This window comes from Candidatus Blochmannia festinatus (nom. nud.) (genome assembly GCF_059936355.1).
The window spans coordinates 43,568-59,101 of record NZ_CP012116.1 but is presented as its reverse complement, the minus strand read 5'-3'; the positions used below and the strand labels follow the sequence as shown (position 1 = coordinate 59,101).

The window sequence follows — 15,534 nt, the reverse complement described above, 5'->3', positions numbered from 1 at the left end:
AGGTATTACATAAATAATCGTATATTATTTATTTTTTATTTAATTTTTTCATATAAATACCTTTGATATAAAATATTTTTCTTAATACCATATATATTTCCAACTAAAGTCGCAGCTTTCTTTACAGACAATTCTGATGCTAACAACTTCATCACATTCCATACTTGTAGAGATAATTTATTATAATTTTTACAACTATATCCTGATATAACTAGTACTATTTCTCCTTTTATACGAGATTTATCTTGTTGTATCCAAAATAATAATTGACCTGCTGGAGCCCCATAAATACATTCCCAAATTTTACTTAGTTCTCTCACTAATACAACATAACGCGTTTCTCCGAAAACAGATACTATATCTTTTAAACTATCTATAATTCTATATTTTACATCATAAAAAATTAAGGTTCTTGATTCCTCTGATAATTCTTTCAAACGACTTACTCGTAAATTTTGCTTAGATGGAAGAAATCCTTCAAAACAAAAACGACTTACAGGTAATCCAGATCCACAAAGCGCTGCAATAGCAGCACATGGTCCAGGTAATGAAATTACTTTTATTTTTTTTTCATGACAAGTTTGTACTAATCTATATCCTGGATCACTAATTAAAGGGCTTCCTGCATCAGAAATTAAAGCTAAATTATATCCTTCTTGCAGTTTTGAAATTAACAAAGGAATTCTACTTTCTTCATTATATCTATTCATAATATATATGGATGATTTAATAGAAAAAAAATTCAACAGCACTCTAACCCGACAAGTACTTTCCGCAATAATACAATCTACATGACGTAATGTAGATAATGCTCTATATGTAATATCTTGTAAATTACCAATAGGAGTAGGCACAATATATAATGCATTATTTATATTCACTTGAATATATCACACTGTCTATTAAAATAAATCATACCAAATATAATCAAAAACACATTATATTTAAACAATAAATCCATTATTATATGAATAAATTACACTATCATATTAGTTCATATCTAATTAATTGAAGTAAATTTTTGAAAAATTTACTTACTTAAATAAAATATATCTTAATTTATCAATATTCGCTATATATAACAAATTCTCTTATACCATATAAAACAATATTCTAACAATAATTATATATACTACTGATATCGAATTATATTACAAAAAATAATATTATCTTTATAATATACTATACATGTATACATACACAACTATATTAATATGAAAAATTATACAACACTTTTTACATTATTAACCTTATTTATCTTAATATTATTATCAGGATGTACTAGCCTATTAACTATAGGAACTGCTACCATCATCACTACTACATGGTATGATAACCGCACTATAGGCTCTCAAATAGATGATAATATCCTTAAAATAAGAATTTTCCATGCTCTTAATCAAGATAAACAAATTAAAGAATCCACTAGAATAATAAATACAGTATATCAAGGCAACATATTACTAACAGGACAATCTCCTTCTTCAGAATTATCTAAAAAAATTATAACAACTATTACGAATATTAATGGAACAAAAAAAATTTATAACGCTATTAGAAAAAAATCCCCAATATCTTTACAAGACATTTTATTTGATTCACTAATTAGTAATCAAATACGATTCAATTTATTTACCAATAAAAATATACATATATCAAAAATTAAAGTCATTACAGAAAATAGAGAGGTATTTCTTTTAGGTCAAGTTACTCATAAAGAAGGTCAATATGCTGAAAAAATAGCAAAAACCATAAAAGGTGTAAAAAATGTATTCCCTATTTTCATTTTTACTTAATAGTTCATTCAATTAAAATATTACTAAATTTACTACACGTTCTTCTATCTTTTAACTGCATTTTGATACACTACTACCAATTAATAACATGACACTCATATGTGTCATTACATTCATAATTTAATTTTTTGTTTATTTTATAATTAATATGCAATGCAAAACTAACTTAGATGCGATATACAAGTAATATCAACTACAAAAATAACGGGGAATAAATACTCTATAAATAGTTTTACTAACGTTTAGAAAACTGTGGTCTTCTTCTTGATTTACGTAAACCAATTTTTTTCCTTTCTACTACTCTAGAATCCCTTGTCATTAACCCTACAGACCGTAACGTACTTTTTAAATTTGTATCATAACTTAATAATGCACGAGAAACTCCATGGCATATAGCTCCAGCTTGACCTGAAACACCACCTCCTGTTACAGTAATATATACATCTAAAGAACCTAACAACTTAGTTAATTCTAATGGTTTTTTTACTATTGCCTGCGCATTAATTTTTGGAAAATAACTATCTAACAAACGATTATTTACTATAATTTTTCCAGAACCTAATCTTAAAAACACTCTAGCAGAAGCATTTTTTCTTCTTCCAGTCCCATAATATTGATTAAACACCATATTCACAACTAAACGTCCTTACTTATAAATCCATCAATTAATTTTAAAGATTTAGGAGATTGTGCTATATGTTTATGTCTAGTATCTCCATAAACTTTTAATCTACGAAACATAACTCTACCCAACCTATTTTTAGGTAACATTCCTTTTACTGCTATCTCAATTATTCTATTGGGATTACTAGAAATAAGCTCTTTAAATTTTAAACTTTTTATTCCACCAACATAACCTGTATGTCTATAATAAATTTTATTTTCATATTTTCGTCCACTTACATAAATTTTTTTTGCATTAACTACAATGATATAATCACCTATATCTAGGTTAGGAGCATACTCAACTTTATGCTTACCAATTAAATATTTAGTTATCAAACTAGATAATCTACCAAGAACCTCATTAGTAGCATCAACAAGATACCATGACCTTTGTATTATATTTAATCTATTCATTCATAAAATTTCTTTAATTTACAATACCCTAAAACCAGTCGTTTAATAAAAATACAAATAATTACACCCTTAGTCTAAACTCAGCATTTTAACATAAATAACATCATTTGAAAAATTTTATTTAAAAAACACAAAAATTTTATTATTTTATAAAATTTAAACCTATCTAGGATAATCATCTTTTAAAGACAGTAATGTACTTATTATATAAATAACATTCAAAAATAAATATGTTCTTTTATTTCATATATATATGCTTCAATCTTTTAATCAACACATTACAAATATAACTATCAAAATAACATTATATAAAAAATGTATATGTATTTTATATATATACATTTTTTATATTATCTGCCAAAATAAACAATTCTATCTATATAAGATAAACAGAAATCTTAAATATAAAATAGTATATTATATATTTTTAAATTATTAAACCAATTTTTTTAAAAAGGCACACAAAATTAAAATTACATAAATCAAATATAAGAAAGGAGATTAATATTATTATGATTTGGATTATTACAATATTTTTAAGTTTACTAACGGGATGTATTATAGGACTGACTTTAATGTATTATAAAGATCGTAATCTACTAAACAAACATAAAACCATATATAATGAACTTCAAAATAATAAAATGAAATTAAATGAATATCAAAACAAACTCAGAGCTCATTTTGAATATAATATAGAGATTTTAAACAAAATTTCAGAAAATTACCAAAATTTATATCAAAATATTACAAAAAATGCTAATTTTTTCTTACCCAATATATATGATCAAGAAAACAAATATCCTGATCGTATTAAAAATATGCATAAGAAACATGCAGAACATTTACCTACTGAAGTTCCTAGAGACTACTCAGATGATTCAAACACACAACATGATATACAAGAAGAAAAAAATAATTTATAACAATAAAAAAGGATATTATAACATATCTTTAATGATCTTCATGCAACTATTATACTAAACTGTATAATTTTCATAATCTTAAAATATAATCAAACTAAACATAATAAATCATAACTTTAATTATAAATTAATATTATATTTTGCTAAAATAGTATCAAATATAATTTTGACCTTATTAAGAATACGAATAATGAATCAATTACTTATAAAAACAATAATAAATTCAATAATTATATTAAGTACAATATTGGGATTAGAAATTATTATAAATTTTAAATTTTACACTTACAACTACAATACACTGCTATTTGCAAACACTTCATATTCTTCTATGCCACTTAGTTTAGCTCCGATGTTAGACAAAGTACTTCCAGCTGTAGTAAGTATACACGTGGAAGGTACTCAACCTTCAAAAAGACTCACTTTACCTAAGGAATTTAGATATTTTTTTGGGCCAGATCTGCCTCCTAGTGGAAATTTTGGAACTAGACAATTTGAAGGATTAGGATCTGGAGTAATTATCAATGCTAACAAAGGTTACATTATTACTAATAATCATGTTGTAAACGAAGCTGATAAAATTACAATACAACTTAATGATGGGCAAGAATACAAAGCAAAAGTTATAGGACATGACGAACAAACCGATTTAGCATTATTACAAATATTAAAATTTAACAGAAACTTATCTGAAATAAAAATAGCAGATTCCGATACTTTAAAAGTTGGAGACTTTGCTGTTGCTATAGGAAACCCATTCGGATTAGGTCAAACTGCTACTTCAGGAATTATTTCAGCACTAGGAAGAAGTGGTTTAAATCTTGAAGGACTAGAAAATTTTATCCAAACTGATGCTTCCATAAACCGAGGAAACTCTGGAGGAGCATTAGTTAATTTATATGGAGAATTAATTGGAATTAATACCGCTATTTTAGCTCCTGGAGGAGGAAATATTGGTATTGGTTTTGCTATTCCCAGTAATATTGTTAAAAATCTAAGTCAACAATTAATTGAATTTGGAGAAGTAAAAAGAGGTCAATTAGGAATTAAAGGTACAGAATTAACAACTGATATTGCTAAAGCATTTAATATTGATATACAAAGAGGAGCGTTCGTTAGCGAAGTTTTACCAGGATCAGCTGCTGCTAAAGCTCGTATTAAAGCAGGAGATGTCATCATATCTGTAGAAGGAAAACCAATAAAAAACTTCGCAGAATTACGAGTAAAAGTAGGTACTACTACCCCGGGTAAAACTATCAAAATAGGACTACTAAGAGATGGAAAAACACACATAGTTTCTGTTTTACTAGATGACAGTACCAACATTAGCACTAGTGCAGAAATATTAACCCCAGCCCTTCAAGGAGCTTCTTTGAGCAATGGATATTTAAAAGATGGTACAAAAGGAGTGCAGGTAGAAGATGTAATTAAAGACTCTCCTGCTGCTGCAATAGGATTGCAAAAAGGAGATGTAATTATCGGGTTAAATAAAACTAGAATATATAATTTATCTCAATTACGAAAAATTTTAAAAGAAAAACCAACAGTAATAGCGCTTAATATCGTCCGAGGAGGCACCAGTATCTTTCTATTATTAAGATAATAATAATAAAAAGATATATCTATATTATGTTCTATTTCTTTTGTAAGAAGGTTGATCTTTATTTATTAACCAACATCTGCTTCTATAAATAGCTATTTTACATTAAATAATCACAATCATATTTCATTTATATCTTTTATTTTATCAGTAATACGCTGAATATGAGCGCCCATGATTTCTAACTTTTTTTCAAAACTATCATATCCTCTATCAACATGAAACACCTGATCAATAATAGTCAATCCTTCAGCTATACACCCAGCTAATATTAAACTTGCCGATGATCTCAAATCAGTAGATATCACTTGAGCGCCTATTAATGAATTAACTCCATAACATATAATTGTATTATTTAATATATAAACTTTAGCTCCCATCCTAATTAACTCTGGAACATGCATAAACCGATTTTCAAATATAGTTTCTGTTATTTTTCCTACACCTTTTGATATAATATTTAGTAAAGTAAATTGCGCTTGCATATCAGTGGGAAACCCAGGATACGGACTTGTGCGCACAACAATAGCTTTTGGTCTTTTACCGTGCATATCTAAACTAATCCAATCTTTTCCAATATTAATCTCTGCTCCAGATTCTTGAAGTTTTTTCAAAACAAACTTTAAAGTATTTGGATCAGATTTTAAACATACAACGCTCGAACGAGAAATAGCTGCTGCAACCAGAAATGTACCAGTTTCGATTCTATCTGGGATAATACGATACTTTCCTCCTTTTAATTTTCGGGATCCCTCAATAATAATTCTACTACTTCCAGCTCCTGTAATTTTAGTACCCAACATAATCAAAAAATTAGCAGTATCAACAATTTCTGGCTCACGTGCAGCATTATCAATAACTGTAATGCCTTCAGCTAGCGCAGCAGCACTCATGATAGTTACTGTTGCCCCTACGCTGATTTTATTCATAACGATATGTGCTCCACGAAGCCTACCATTTACAGAAGCTATTACATAATCTTTTTCTACTATTATTGTTGCTCCCAATTTTTCTAATCCATCAATATGTAAATCTATTAACCTTGCTCCAATAGAGCATCCTCCTGGCAACCACACTTTACCATGGCCAAATCTAGCAACCAGAGGGCCTAATATCCAAATAGATGCTCTTATAGACTTAACTAAATCATAAGGAGCACAATAATAACGATACACTTTGCTCGTATCAGAAAATATTATAATATCTTGACGTTCTACTTGAGCTCCTAAATAATTTAACAATGCAATGGCAGAATCTATATCCTTTAATTTAGGAACATTATAAATTTCCACCGGTTCTTCAGTTAAAAGCGTAGCAAATAAAATAGGAAGAGCAGAATTTTTAGCTCCTGATATCACTACCTCTCCACTTAATGTAGTAGGTCCTTGAATATAAAATTTATTCATTCTTTATGTTTAATTTTAAAGTACAATCAAACTAATACTATACTATATGATAATATATAGTAACATATGAATTTATACCTCTCATTTATATACATAAAAGATATCAATTAACATTGTAAAATCTATTGCTAATACTCCATTCATCAGGATTAAAAGCATAAATGGATAAAGAATGAATTTCATTATTTATAATATATTTCATAAGAGGAGTATATATAATTTTATGTCGTTCTACTTTACTTTTACCTATAAATATAGAATCTACAGCAATTATTTTATAATGTTTATTATAATCAAAACAAACATATACTTTATCTAACTTTAAGTATTTTAATAATATTTCTTTAATTTTATTTGCATTCATTTTAACTATTAATTTTTTTATATTTAATCTATTTAAAAATGTAAATTCCTAATTCCTTACTTTGTAATATTAACAAATAATAAACATTTTTATATACAAAAATAAAAAAATAAAACAAAAAAAAATACAACATCATAATATTCAAAATTAACTCAAATATAAAAAACAATATTATGCTCAAACTAACATATTTTTTTAAAACTAATACACACAAATATTTATTCATGTGAAATTGTTATATGGTATATATTATACTAACGATATACCTGTATCAAAAATAAAAATTATTTATTTAAAACATGATAAACATTTCTTATAAAGAAATAAATAATAATGTCAGAATACAAAATATATTTGTTAAAATTTTACTAATATTAATTTCTATATTTTATTGGTACTGCAATACAGTTAAATCAACAATACAATCAGATATTTCTTTATTCAATAATGACACTGATATTCAGTATGGAAACAACATCACTATTTATTCATACAATATTAACGGAAATCTTAAATTTCAATTAACTTCTAATTACGCTCAACATTCACTAAATAAACAAATAACTGAATTTACTAAGCCTTATATTATCATATTTAACGAAAAACAAATTGAAACATGGATTATTCGATGTAATAAAGCTCAATTAAATCACAAAAAAACACTAAATTTATCTGGATATGTTTTTATAAATAAAATCTCTAAAAATACTCGCGATACTAAATTCATTATTACAAATCAAATATTAATTAACTTTACAAACTATAGTATGATTTCAAATAGTAAAACTATTATCCATGGATATTATTTTTATTCTGTTGGCTCAAAAATGTATGCATCACTTAACACAAACAAAATAGAACTTTTAAATAACACATACACTAAATATGAATATGAAAAAATACAACCAACATGAAAGAATAATATTTACTTTAATACATATATTATTTTCTTTTTATAATTTAATTTATGCAGATAACCACTCAATAGAAATTAGTTCCACTTCCCAACTGATAAATACACTAAGTAATACAGTAATTTTTAAAGATCATGTCATTCTTAAATACAAAAATATTAAATTGCATGCAGAAAAAGTAATTATCAATCATAATAAAAATAATTACAAATTAATAACATTCATTAAGGCTTATGGAAACCCTGTCATTCTACAGAATATTCAAAAAAAAACTGATAATAATATCATAACATCTGCTAAATCTAATACTATATGTTATAATATTGAAAATAATACAATTACATTTCAAGGAAATGCCTATATTGAACAACTAGGCAACTCTATACATAGCGATAATATCGTATATTTTATAAATGAACATAAAATTCAAGCTACTTCTAAAGACATTGGAAATACCACTACAACTCTATTAATACATCCTATATACAATTATAAATAAAAAATATATAAATAAAAAATGGTTATTTTGATCAGTGATCAAAATACATAATGTTTTTATAATAAACAGATGGCAACTTTAATTATACAAAAACTTTCTAAAAGTTATAAACAAATGCATATAATAAATGATATTAACTTATATATACATTCTGAAGAAATTATAGGACTACTAGGACCAAATGGATCTGGAAAAACTACAATATTTTATATAATTCTAGGTATTACTCTGCAAAATTCTGGAAAAATATTTCTAAATGATGCAGATATTAGCAAATTACCTATTTATGCTAGAGCCCGATTAGGAATTAGTTATTTGCCTCAAGATAATTCAATTTTTAGAAATTTAACTGTCTTTGAAAACTTAATGTCTATTGCTCAAATGCATCCTTATATCAACAAAAATGCACGTTATCAACATGTAATAAATTTAATGGACAATTTTCATATTCGCCATTTACGAAATAACGTTGGTCGAAATTTGTCTGGAGGAGAACGAAAACGTGTGGAAATAGCACGCGCATTAATTGCTAAACCTAAATTTTTACTACTAGATGAACCTTTTTCTGGAGTAGATCCAATTTCAATAAAAGAAATTCAAAAAATTATTAAACAACTAAAAAGACATAAACTTGGCATCTTAATCACTGATCATAATGTACAAGCGATACTAAATATATGTGAACGAATTTATGTAATCAATCGAGGGGTCATTGTTGCTCATGGCACTCCTCAAGAAATTTTAAGTAGCAAACATGTACAAGAAGTATATTTAGGAAATTCATTTCAATTTAATTATATATCAAATAATTAATTCAATAGAATTCTAGTGATTAATTAACTTATTTAAATTAGATAACACTTAATAAAATTCATTACTACTGCTACTGAATCAAGAGGATATACATATCAATAATAGTGTAATTTGAATCTAATATTCTTTTATAATCATACTATTTATTTATTATTAAAATATAAAAATTTTTTAACTTTCCATAAATTTAAATATATTATTTAATACCTCATTTTTAAAATTTTATTTTATTAATTCAATTAAAATAATCAAAAAATAACAAAAATCACTTATTTTCAATTATATATATAATTGAATGTTCATCTCTAAATTATACACTAAACTGACAAAAATCATAAACTACATATATAATGATCGCTTAACACAATCTTAAATTACCTTTTAATTTAATATGCCATACATTTTATATATAAAACACATAAAATTTATAAAAATTGTTACTCATCATTTCTCTATTTTTCCTTTCGACGAATAGAAAATATAATTCCATGATTACTGCCAAATAAAATTGAAATAAAAAAAAATATACTACCACACAACACTATAGTAGGGCCTGCTGGTAAAAACATATAAAATGCAACTAATAAACCAATCCAAGAACATAATAAAGCTATACATACAGATAACAACAACATATTTATCAAACTATTCACCCAATACCGTGCAGATAAATTAGGTAATATCATTAAACCTATCGACATTAAAGTACCAGTAATTTGAAAACTGGCTATTAAATTCAGCATTACAATAAATAAAAAAACTATTTGAATACTTTTAAATAAAACAATGTTGTTGGTTTTTAAAAAATCTGGATCAAATGATTCTATAATCAAGACCCTATAAAATAATGATAAAATAATCAATGTTATCGTACTAACTACTCCAATACATTTTATATGAAACATACTTACAGACAATATAGAACCAACTAATAAATCTAATAAATCAATATCAGAATGTTGCAATGAAATTAGTACTATACCTAATGCTAAAGCCCCAAGACAAAATCCAGAAAAACTAGCATCTTTTTGTAATGTTGTTTTTTCGCTAACCCAAATAGATAAAATCGATACAATTAATCCGGCAACAAAACCCCCAATACTCATTACAGTTAATGAGATTCCTGAAAAAAAATATCCTATAGCAACTCCTGGTAAAATAGCATGAGATAAGGCATCACCTATTAAACTCATTCTCTTTAATAATAAAAATCCACCTATTGGAGTAATACTAATACATAAAGCACAACAAGCTACTATCCCTTTACACATAAACCCAAAATAAATAAATGGGTCAAATAATACATGTAAAATCATATATAACCTTATTAAAGATATGAATATATCTTAAAAATATAAATATAATAACCATTAACATCTATATTTGTATTAATATAGAACATCATATTCATTCGAAACAAAAATATCACCTATTTTAAGAAGATGTAGACCAAATACTATCTGAATGAGTCAATAATAAAGTATTATACGAAAAATTTTTAGATACAAATTGATTATCATGTAATACTATAACTACAGTGCATCCATCATAACATAATTCATTAATAGCATCCATAACAATGGTACATGTCAACTGATCTATTCCTTGAAATGGTTCATCCAACAAAATAAATGATGCTTGTTGTACTAAAATACGAGCAAGAAGCATTCGTTGAAACTCTCCTCCTGATAAATTATCTACATACTGATTTATCAGATCTAATAATTTCAACTTTTTTAAAACCTTCCATATTAAATATTTCTGATAATCATTAATTTTCTTTAAAAAATTTATTCTCGGCCAACAACCCATAGACACTACATCAAATACAGTAATTGGAAAATTATAATCTATATTTTTTTTTTGAGGTAAATATCCTACTACTCTAGATTTTTTAATTCCTAAAAATTCTAACTTACCTGAAGTAGGAGGCAATAATCCTGCTAATGTTTTTAAAAATGTAGATTTACCTATTCCATTAGGTCCTATAACCACCAATATACTACCTTTAGTAATATGCCCACTAATTGGTGGAGTAATACTGCGACCATGATAACCTGTTATTAAATCATACATTATTAGCATAAGCATTAAATTTATTTAAATGAAACAGATACCCAAATAATCATTACCCATAAACAAATTAAAATTATTAATATTGCTGACATTCGTATTAACCCTGAAGTTATTAAAATTTTCATTCCAGTTGATAAACTCTTTTTATAATTAAAATGATAAAATTTCATAAATTCAAAATATTTTTTGTTCTGAATATGTTATGTTATAACATATTCAGAACAAAAAACACCAGAAATCATCAAAATATCAAAGATACAATATCTCTAATATAATTAAATATAACAAATATATTTTCTATGAAGTCAACATGTGCCGAAGGTCGGATTCGAACCGACATACCTGTTACAGTGATTGATTTTGAGTCAATTGCGTCTGCCTATTTCGCCACTTCGGCGTCAAGATATAAGTAAAAACTAAAAATGTAGACAATTCAGTTATTAAAACTTAATAATAAAATTTAAAACACTCCATTACACACATCATACCACTCAAATATAAAAATATACTCATAATCTTATTATAATTATAAAAATTGTAACTTATTTATTATACATAATAACTATAAAAAATAATAACAAAAATATATTTAATTAAATACATTCATAACTATAACAACATAAAATAATTTATACGTATTTATTGCATTAATATAAATTTAAATCCATACAAAAGTTTTTATCAATATGCAGATATTTACTATTATACGTTTATACATTATAATACTTAGTAAAATACTATACTACATGAATTTTATCATATGAATAACTTTGATTTTAACTTATTAATAGTTTTGAATGCATTACTAGAAAATAATAGTGTCAATTTAGCTTCAAAAAAACTTAACGTTACTGCACCTGCCATCAGCAAGTCATTAAACAAAATACGAGTTTTATTTAATGATCAAATCTTAGTACGTAGTGGAACTAAATTAACTCCTACTCCCAAAGCAATATCTTTAAAACAAAATATAAAAGAATTAGTAAACCAAATTGAATCAATAATAAATACACATATTATTTTCGAACCAAAAACAACTAACATATCAGTGACTATAGCATCAAATAGTTCCATTTTTTTTGCTCTTAGCACTATCTTATTTCAAGATATTCAAACTAATTCTCCTAATGTATTCATGAACTTAGTGAATGATTCTGACTATGATGATGATTTTTTACGAAATAATAGTATAGATTTATACTTAGGAGAAATGCGTCCACTCAATCCAGAAATTACTATTCGTACCATCTATATGTCCAAATGTTATGTAATATGTAGAAATCATCACCCCATTTTATCTAAACATAAAAATATAGATAATTTGCTAAAATATCAATTCATCCAAACTAAACATGAACATTCAACAAATTCAGATGAAACTAACAAATATTTTTGGACAGAACGTAATATCATTGGAATTACCTCAGAATACATTACTACTATAAATTCTGTAGCACACTCAAATGCATTAGCAATAATACCAAATTTTATATTAATACTTACACATGCATTACATATTCCAATAACCTACTTTGACGCAGATTTTAATTTAGGTAAACGCAGCATTATCCAAGCATGGCACTCTAAACACAATCAATCTACTTCCCATAAATGGTTAAGAGATCGTATTAAAAATATGTTACTTAAATATATAAATGAATATATGACCGTATGTTAAAAATTTAAAAATTAAATAATTTTACAAAAAATAATTACAGCATTAATTATTATAAACAACATAATTGGAGTTATCGATCCTATTAACGGATGTATATTATATATAACACTAAATATACTAAAAAATTGATGTAAAATATAAAATAAAAAACTAATTATACTGCCAAAAAATAATCTTGTGCTTATTTTTTTATTAGAAAATGGACCAAAACTATACAATAATGCTATCACTAACATTATTACTCCCATTATAGGAGATAAAATCTTATTCCACAATATTAATTCATAATATTGAGAATTTTGATTCATTTTATTTAAATATTTTATACAAAATATTAATTTGGATACAGATAATACTCGAGGATTTGTAGTAATTATTGATAATAAATTAGGAGTTAATCTTGTATCCCACTTATATTGAAAAATCTTTTTATTAACTACGTTAATATTATCAAAAAAATTCAATTCAATTGCTTCAGATGCAATCCAACTATTATCAATATGCGTCACACATTTCATACATACAATCTTTTCTATCTTTTTATCTTTAGTTAAACAATATAAATTCACCCCTAACAAATTATCAGAAGCAATCATATGTTCAATAGAAATAATACTATCATTATCCATCAGCCATAAATTTTTTTCCTTTTCAGGAAAAAAATAAGTATTATATTCCTTATTACCTTTATATACAAAAAGCATATATTGACTATATGGCAATATCCACTCATTAAAAATTATATGAAATATTAATATAAAAATAGAAACTTTAACTACAGATATAGTAATCTGAAAATTACTTAATCCAAAAACTTTCATAATTATTAATTCATTGCGTACTTCAAGAATACCTAATCCTAATAATCCTCCTAACAAAATAGATATCGGAAAAAATAATTCACAATCTTTTAGTAAGCTGAAAAAAATATAAAAAAAAATTCTATAATAGAACAAGTTTTTTTTTCAAAATCACGTAATCCATCAATTAATTTAATAATACTTGACAAAGATATCAATATTAAAAAAACCATTAATATACTTGATAATATAGACTTTTTTATATAAAAATTTAAAATTTTATACATACATTTTACTTATTTTAAAAAACAAATAAAAATTAATTATACTTATCATAAACATCGATATTTACATAAATTCATTAATAATATTATGATGCAATAAATAAAATTAATCACCCACATACCTAATATAGGTTCTAAATAATTTGTATTAGTAGAAAAACGTAACAAAATATGCAATGTAAAAAACAATATATATAATAAAATTGCTAATAAACCATTTAATAAATGATTATTTGAAATATTTATTGTTGATAATAAAGCTATTATTGGCATAATAATAATAGATACTAATAAAACAAAACGCCAATTTAATTCTATATATTTCTCGAATAGTGAATCATGACATAAAAGTTGATTTATAGACATATATTCAACTGTTCTATAAGATCTTTTAAAAAAATTAATATGATGATCAATCAAAGCATTATACTGACAAAAATTACTTACATATACATCTGAAAAACTTAATTGAGCACAATCATAATGTATCTCATAATACATTCCTGATTTTAAAGTAATTGATTTTAGTTGATTAGAATAATTATACAAATCACCCTGATCTGCTATAACAATCATAAAAACAGCATTACCATTAATATCCCAATTTTTTTTTACTACAAAAACATACTGCAAATTTTTATTTTTAATTTTCTTAATAAGAAAAACTGTACGTTCACTTAATACTAATAAAAACTTTTTTTCTACTAATTGAATAGAATCAACACTTTTACCAATCTCAGATAACATTAAATATCGTAACCATGCACAATATGGAGATACCCACATTATATTAACCAAAGCTACAATAAACACAATTGTACTACATAATAATATACTTTTTATAAAAAAAAATTTATTTATGGCGCAAGAATACATCACTAAAATTTCATTACGTAAATAGAATTTATAACAAGTAATAAGTACACTAAGAAATAAACTAAAAGGTACAAGTAACTTTCCTAATTCTGGAATACTCAAAACAAGATATAAAAAAATTAAATATACTGGTGCAGGATTTTCTAAATCCATAATTTTAATAAATTTCTGACAGAAACATACTAAAAACAATAATGCTAAAATAATTAATTGATTTTTTAATATTTCTTTGATAATATATTTAGTTAAAATCATTATTTTTTTTATTAAAGTCTTGTTTTACACATAAAAAATGCTGTCATCATTGTGATTTTAGTATATAATGTCTCATACTCATAAATATAAATTAAATAAGTATACTAATCAAAATTAGTTAATCAAAAAATAGGTTTTATTTACATTAAAATTTTTAGCTAATAATA

18 protein-coding genes and 1 tRNA gene are annotated in these 15,534 nt (G+C 24.8%); 7 read left to right on the top strand and 12 right to left on the bottom strand.

The genetic code is table 11. The features are described from left to right. Positions 1-35: 35 nt before the first annotated feature. A complete protein-coding gene (rsmI, locus tag Bfest607_RS00270) occupies positions 36-881 on the bottom strand; it encodes a 16S rRNA (cytidine(1402)-2'-O)-methyltransferase (RefSeq protein ID WP_500838333.1) in 846 nt (281 codons plus the stop codon). 333 nt (positions 882-1,214) lie between these two features. On the opposite strand from rsmI, the gene dolP reads away from it, so the two are divergent. Further along, positions 1,215-1,796: a division/outer membrane stress-associated lipid-binding lipoprotein gene (gene dolP / locus Bfest607_RS00265; protein ID WP_500838332.1), complete on the top strand. Its 582-nt coding sequence runs from the start codon at positions 1,215-1,217 to the stop codon at positions 1,794-1,796. 235 nt (positions 1,797-2,031) lie between these two features. Here dolP and rpsI read toward each other — a convergent pair whose 3' ends face one another. Next, positions 2,032-2,424 (bottom strand): 30S ribosomal protein S9, encoded by a 393-nt coding sequence (rpsI, locus tag Bfest607_RS00260; RefSeq protein WP_500838564.1) that lies wholly within the window; start codon positions 2,422-2,424, stop codon positions 2,032-2,034. Positions 2,425-2,432: 8 nt separating this feature from the next. Further along, the gene (gene rplM, locus Bfest607_RS00255; protein ID WP_500838331.1) at positions 2,433-2,876 is read right to left on the bottom strand and encodes a 50S ribosomal protein L13; all 444 of its coding nucleotides are present in this window, start codon (positions 2,874-2,876) and stop codon (positions 2,433-2,435) included. Positions 2,877-3,388: 512 nt separating this feature from the next. Between rplM and Bfest607_RS00250 the strand changes: the two genes are divergently transcribed. Both Bfest607_RS00250 and Bfest607_RS00245 read left to right on the top strand, forming a co-directional pair. After that, entirely contained in the window at positions 3,389-3,802 is a 414-nt protein-coding gene (locus tag Bfest607_RS00250) for a Z-ring associated ZapG family protein (RefSeq protein ID WP_500838330.1), read from the top strand. A 190-nt stretch (positions 3,803-3,992) separates the two neighbouring features. Further along, complete coding sequence (locus Bfest607_RS00245) at positions 3,993-5,405, top strand: Do family serine endopeptidase (protein ID WP_500838329.1); 1,413 nt, start codon at positions 3,993-3,995, stop codon at positions 5,403-5,405. Between the two features lie 116 nt (positions 5,406-5,521). Here the strand turns inward: Bfest607_RS00245 and murA are convergent, their stop codons facing one another. Together murA and Bfest607_RS00235 are read right to left on the bottom strand one after the other, a co-directional pair. After that, positions 5,522-6,808 (bottom strand): UDP-N-acetylglucosamine 1-carboxyvinyltransferase, encoded by a 1,287-nt coding sequence (murA, locus tag Bfest607_RS00240; protein ID WP_500838328.1) that lies wholly within the window; start codon positions 6,806-6,808, stop codon positions 5,522-5,524. Positions 6,809-6,911: 103 nt separating this feature from the next. Further along, positions 6,912-7,172: a BolA family protein gene (locus Bfest607_RS00235; RefSeq protein WP_500838327.1), complete on the bottom strand. Its 261-nt coding sequence runs from the start codon at positions 7,170-7,172 to the stop codon at positions 6,912-6,914. A 299-nt stretch (positions 7,173-7,471) separates the two neighbouring features. On the opposite strand from Bfest607_RS00235, the gene lptC reads away from it, so the two are divergent. The 3 genes from lptC to lptB all read left to right on the top strand — a co-directional run bounded on the left by lptC (position 7,472) and on the right by lptB (position 9,398). Further along, complete coding sequence (gene lptC, locus Bfest607_RS00230; protein ID WP_500838326.1) at positions 7,472-8,086, top strand: LPS export ABC transporter periplasmic protein LptC; 615 nt, start codon at positions 7,472-7,474, stop codon at positions 8,084-8,086. Further along, a complete protein-coding gene (gene lptA, locus Bfest607_RS00225) occupies positions 8,064-8,585 on the top strand; it encodes a lipopolysaccharide transport periplasmic protein LptA (RefSeq protein ID WP_500838325.1) in 522 nt (173 codons plus the stop codon). The genes lptC and lptA overlap by 23 nt, the downstream gene beginning before the upstream one ends. A gap of 69 nt (positions 8,586-8,654) precedes the next feature. Continuing rightward, positions 8,655-9,398 carry an LPS export ABC transporter ATP-binding protein gene (gene lptB, locus Bfest607_RS00220; RefSeq protein ID WP_500838324.1) on the top strand — a complete coding sequence of 248 codons (744 nt, stop codon included), beginning with the start codon at positions 8,655-8,657 and terminating at the stop codon, positions 9,396-9,398. A 452-nt stretch (positions 9,399-9,850) separates the two neighbouring features. Here the strand turns inward: lptB and Bfest607_RS00215 are convergent, their stop codons facing one another. From Bfest607_RS00215 to Bfest607_RS00200, 4 genes are all read right to left on the bottom strand, one after another. Continuing rightward, positions 9,851-10,714: a metal ABC transporter permease gene (locus Bfest607_RS00215; protein ID WP_500838323.1), complete on the bottom strand. Its 864-nt coding sequence runs from the start codon at positions 10,712-10,714 to the stop codon at positions 9,851-9,853. Positions 10,715-10,832: 118 nt separating this feature from the next. After that, complete coding sequence (locus Bfest607_RS00210) at positions 10,833-11,489, bottom strand: metal ABC transporter ATP-binding protein (protein ID WP_500838322.1); 657 nt, start codon at positions 11,487-11,489, stop codon at positions 10,833-10,835. A gap of 5 nt (positions 11,490-11,494) precedes the next feature. After that, the gene (locus tag Bfest607_RS00205) at positions 11,495-11,644 is read right to left on the bottom strand and encodes a hypothetical protein (RefSeq protein ID WP_500838321.1); all 150 of its coding nucleotides are present in this window, start codon (positions 11,642-11,644) and stop codon (positions 11,495-11,497) included. A gap of 143 nt (positions 11,645-11,787) precedes the next feature. After that, positions 11,788-11,871, bottom strand: a tRNA-Leu gene (locus Bfest607_RS00200). A gap of 363 nt (positions 11,872-12,234) precedes the next feature. Between Bfest607_RS00200 and Bfest607_RS00195 the strand changes: the two genes are divergently transcribed. Continuing rightward, positions 12,235-13,152, top strand: coding sequence for a LysR family transcriptional regulator (locus Bfest607_RS00195; protein ID WP_500838320.1), 918 nt, complete (start codon positions 12,235-12,237; stop codon positions 13,150-13,152). A gap of 11 nt (positions 13,153-13,163) precedes the next feature. Here Bfest607_RS00195 and lptG read toward each other — a convergent pair whose 3' ends face one another. The 3 genes from lptG to Bfest607_RS00180 form a co-directional block, all read right to left on the bottom strand. Further along, positions 13,164-14,108: an LPS export ABC transporter permease LptG gene (gene lptG, locus Bfest607_RS00190; protein WP_500838319.1), complete on the bottom strand. Its 945-nt coding sequence runs from the start codon at positions 14,106-14,108 to the stop codon at positions 13,164-13,166. Continuing rightward, complete coding sequence (locus Bfest607_RS00185; RefSeq protein ID WP_500838602.1) at positions 14,063-14,185, bottom strand: hypothetical protein; 123 nt, start codon at positions 14,183-14,185, stop codon at positions 14,063-14,065. The genes lptG and Bfest607_RS00185 overlap by 46 nt, the downstream gene beginning before the upstream one ends. A 99-nt stretch (positions 14,186-14,284) precedes the next feature. Further along, positions 14,285-15,367: an LptF/LptG family permease gene (locus Bfest607_RS00180; protein ID WP_500838318.1), complete on the bottom strand. Its 1,083-nt coding sequence runs from the start codon at positions 15,365-15,367 to the stop codon at positions 14,285-14,287. Positions 15,368-15,534 lie beyond the last annotated feature (167 nt).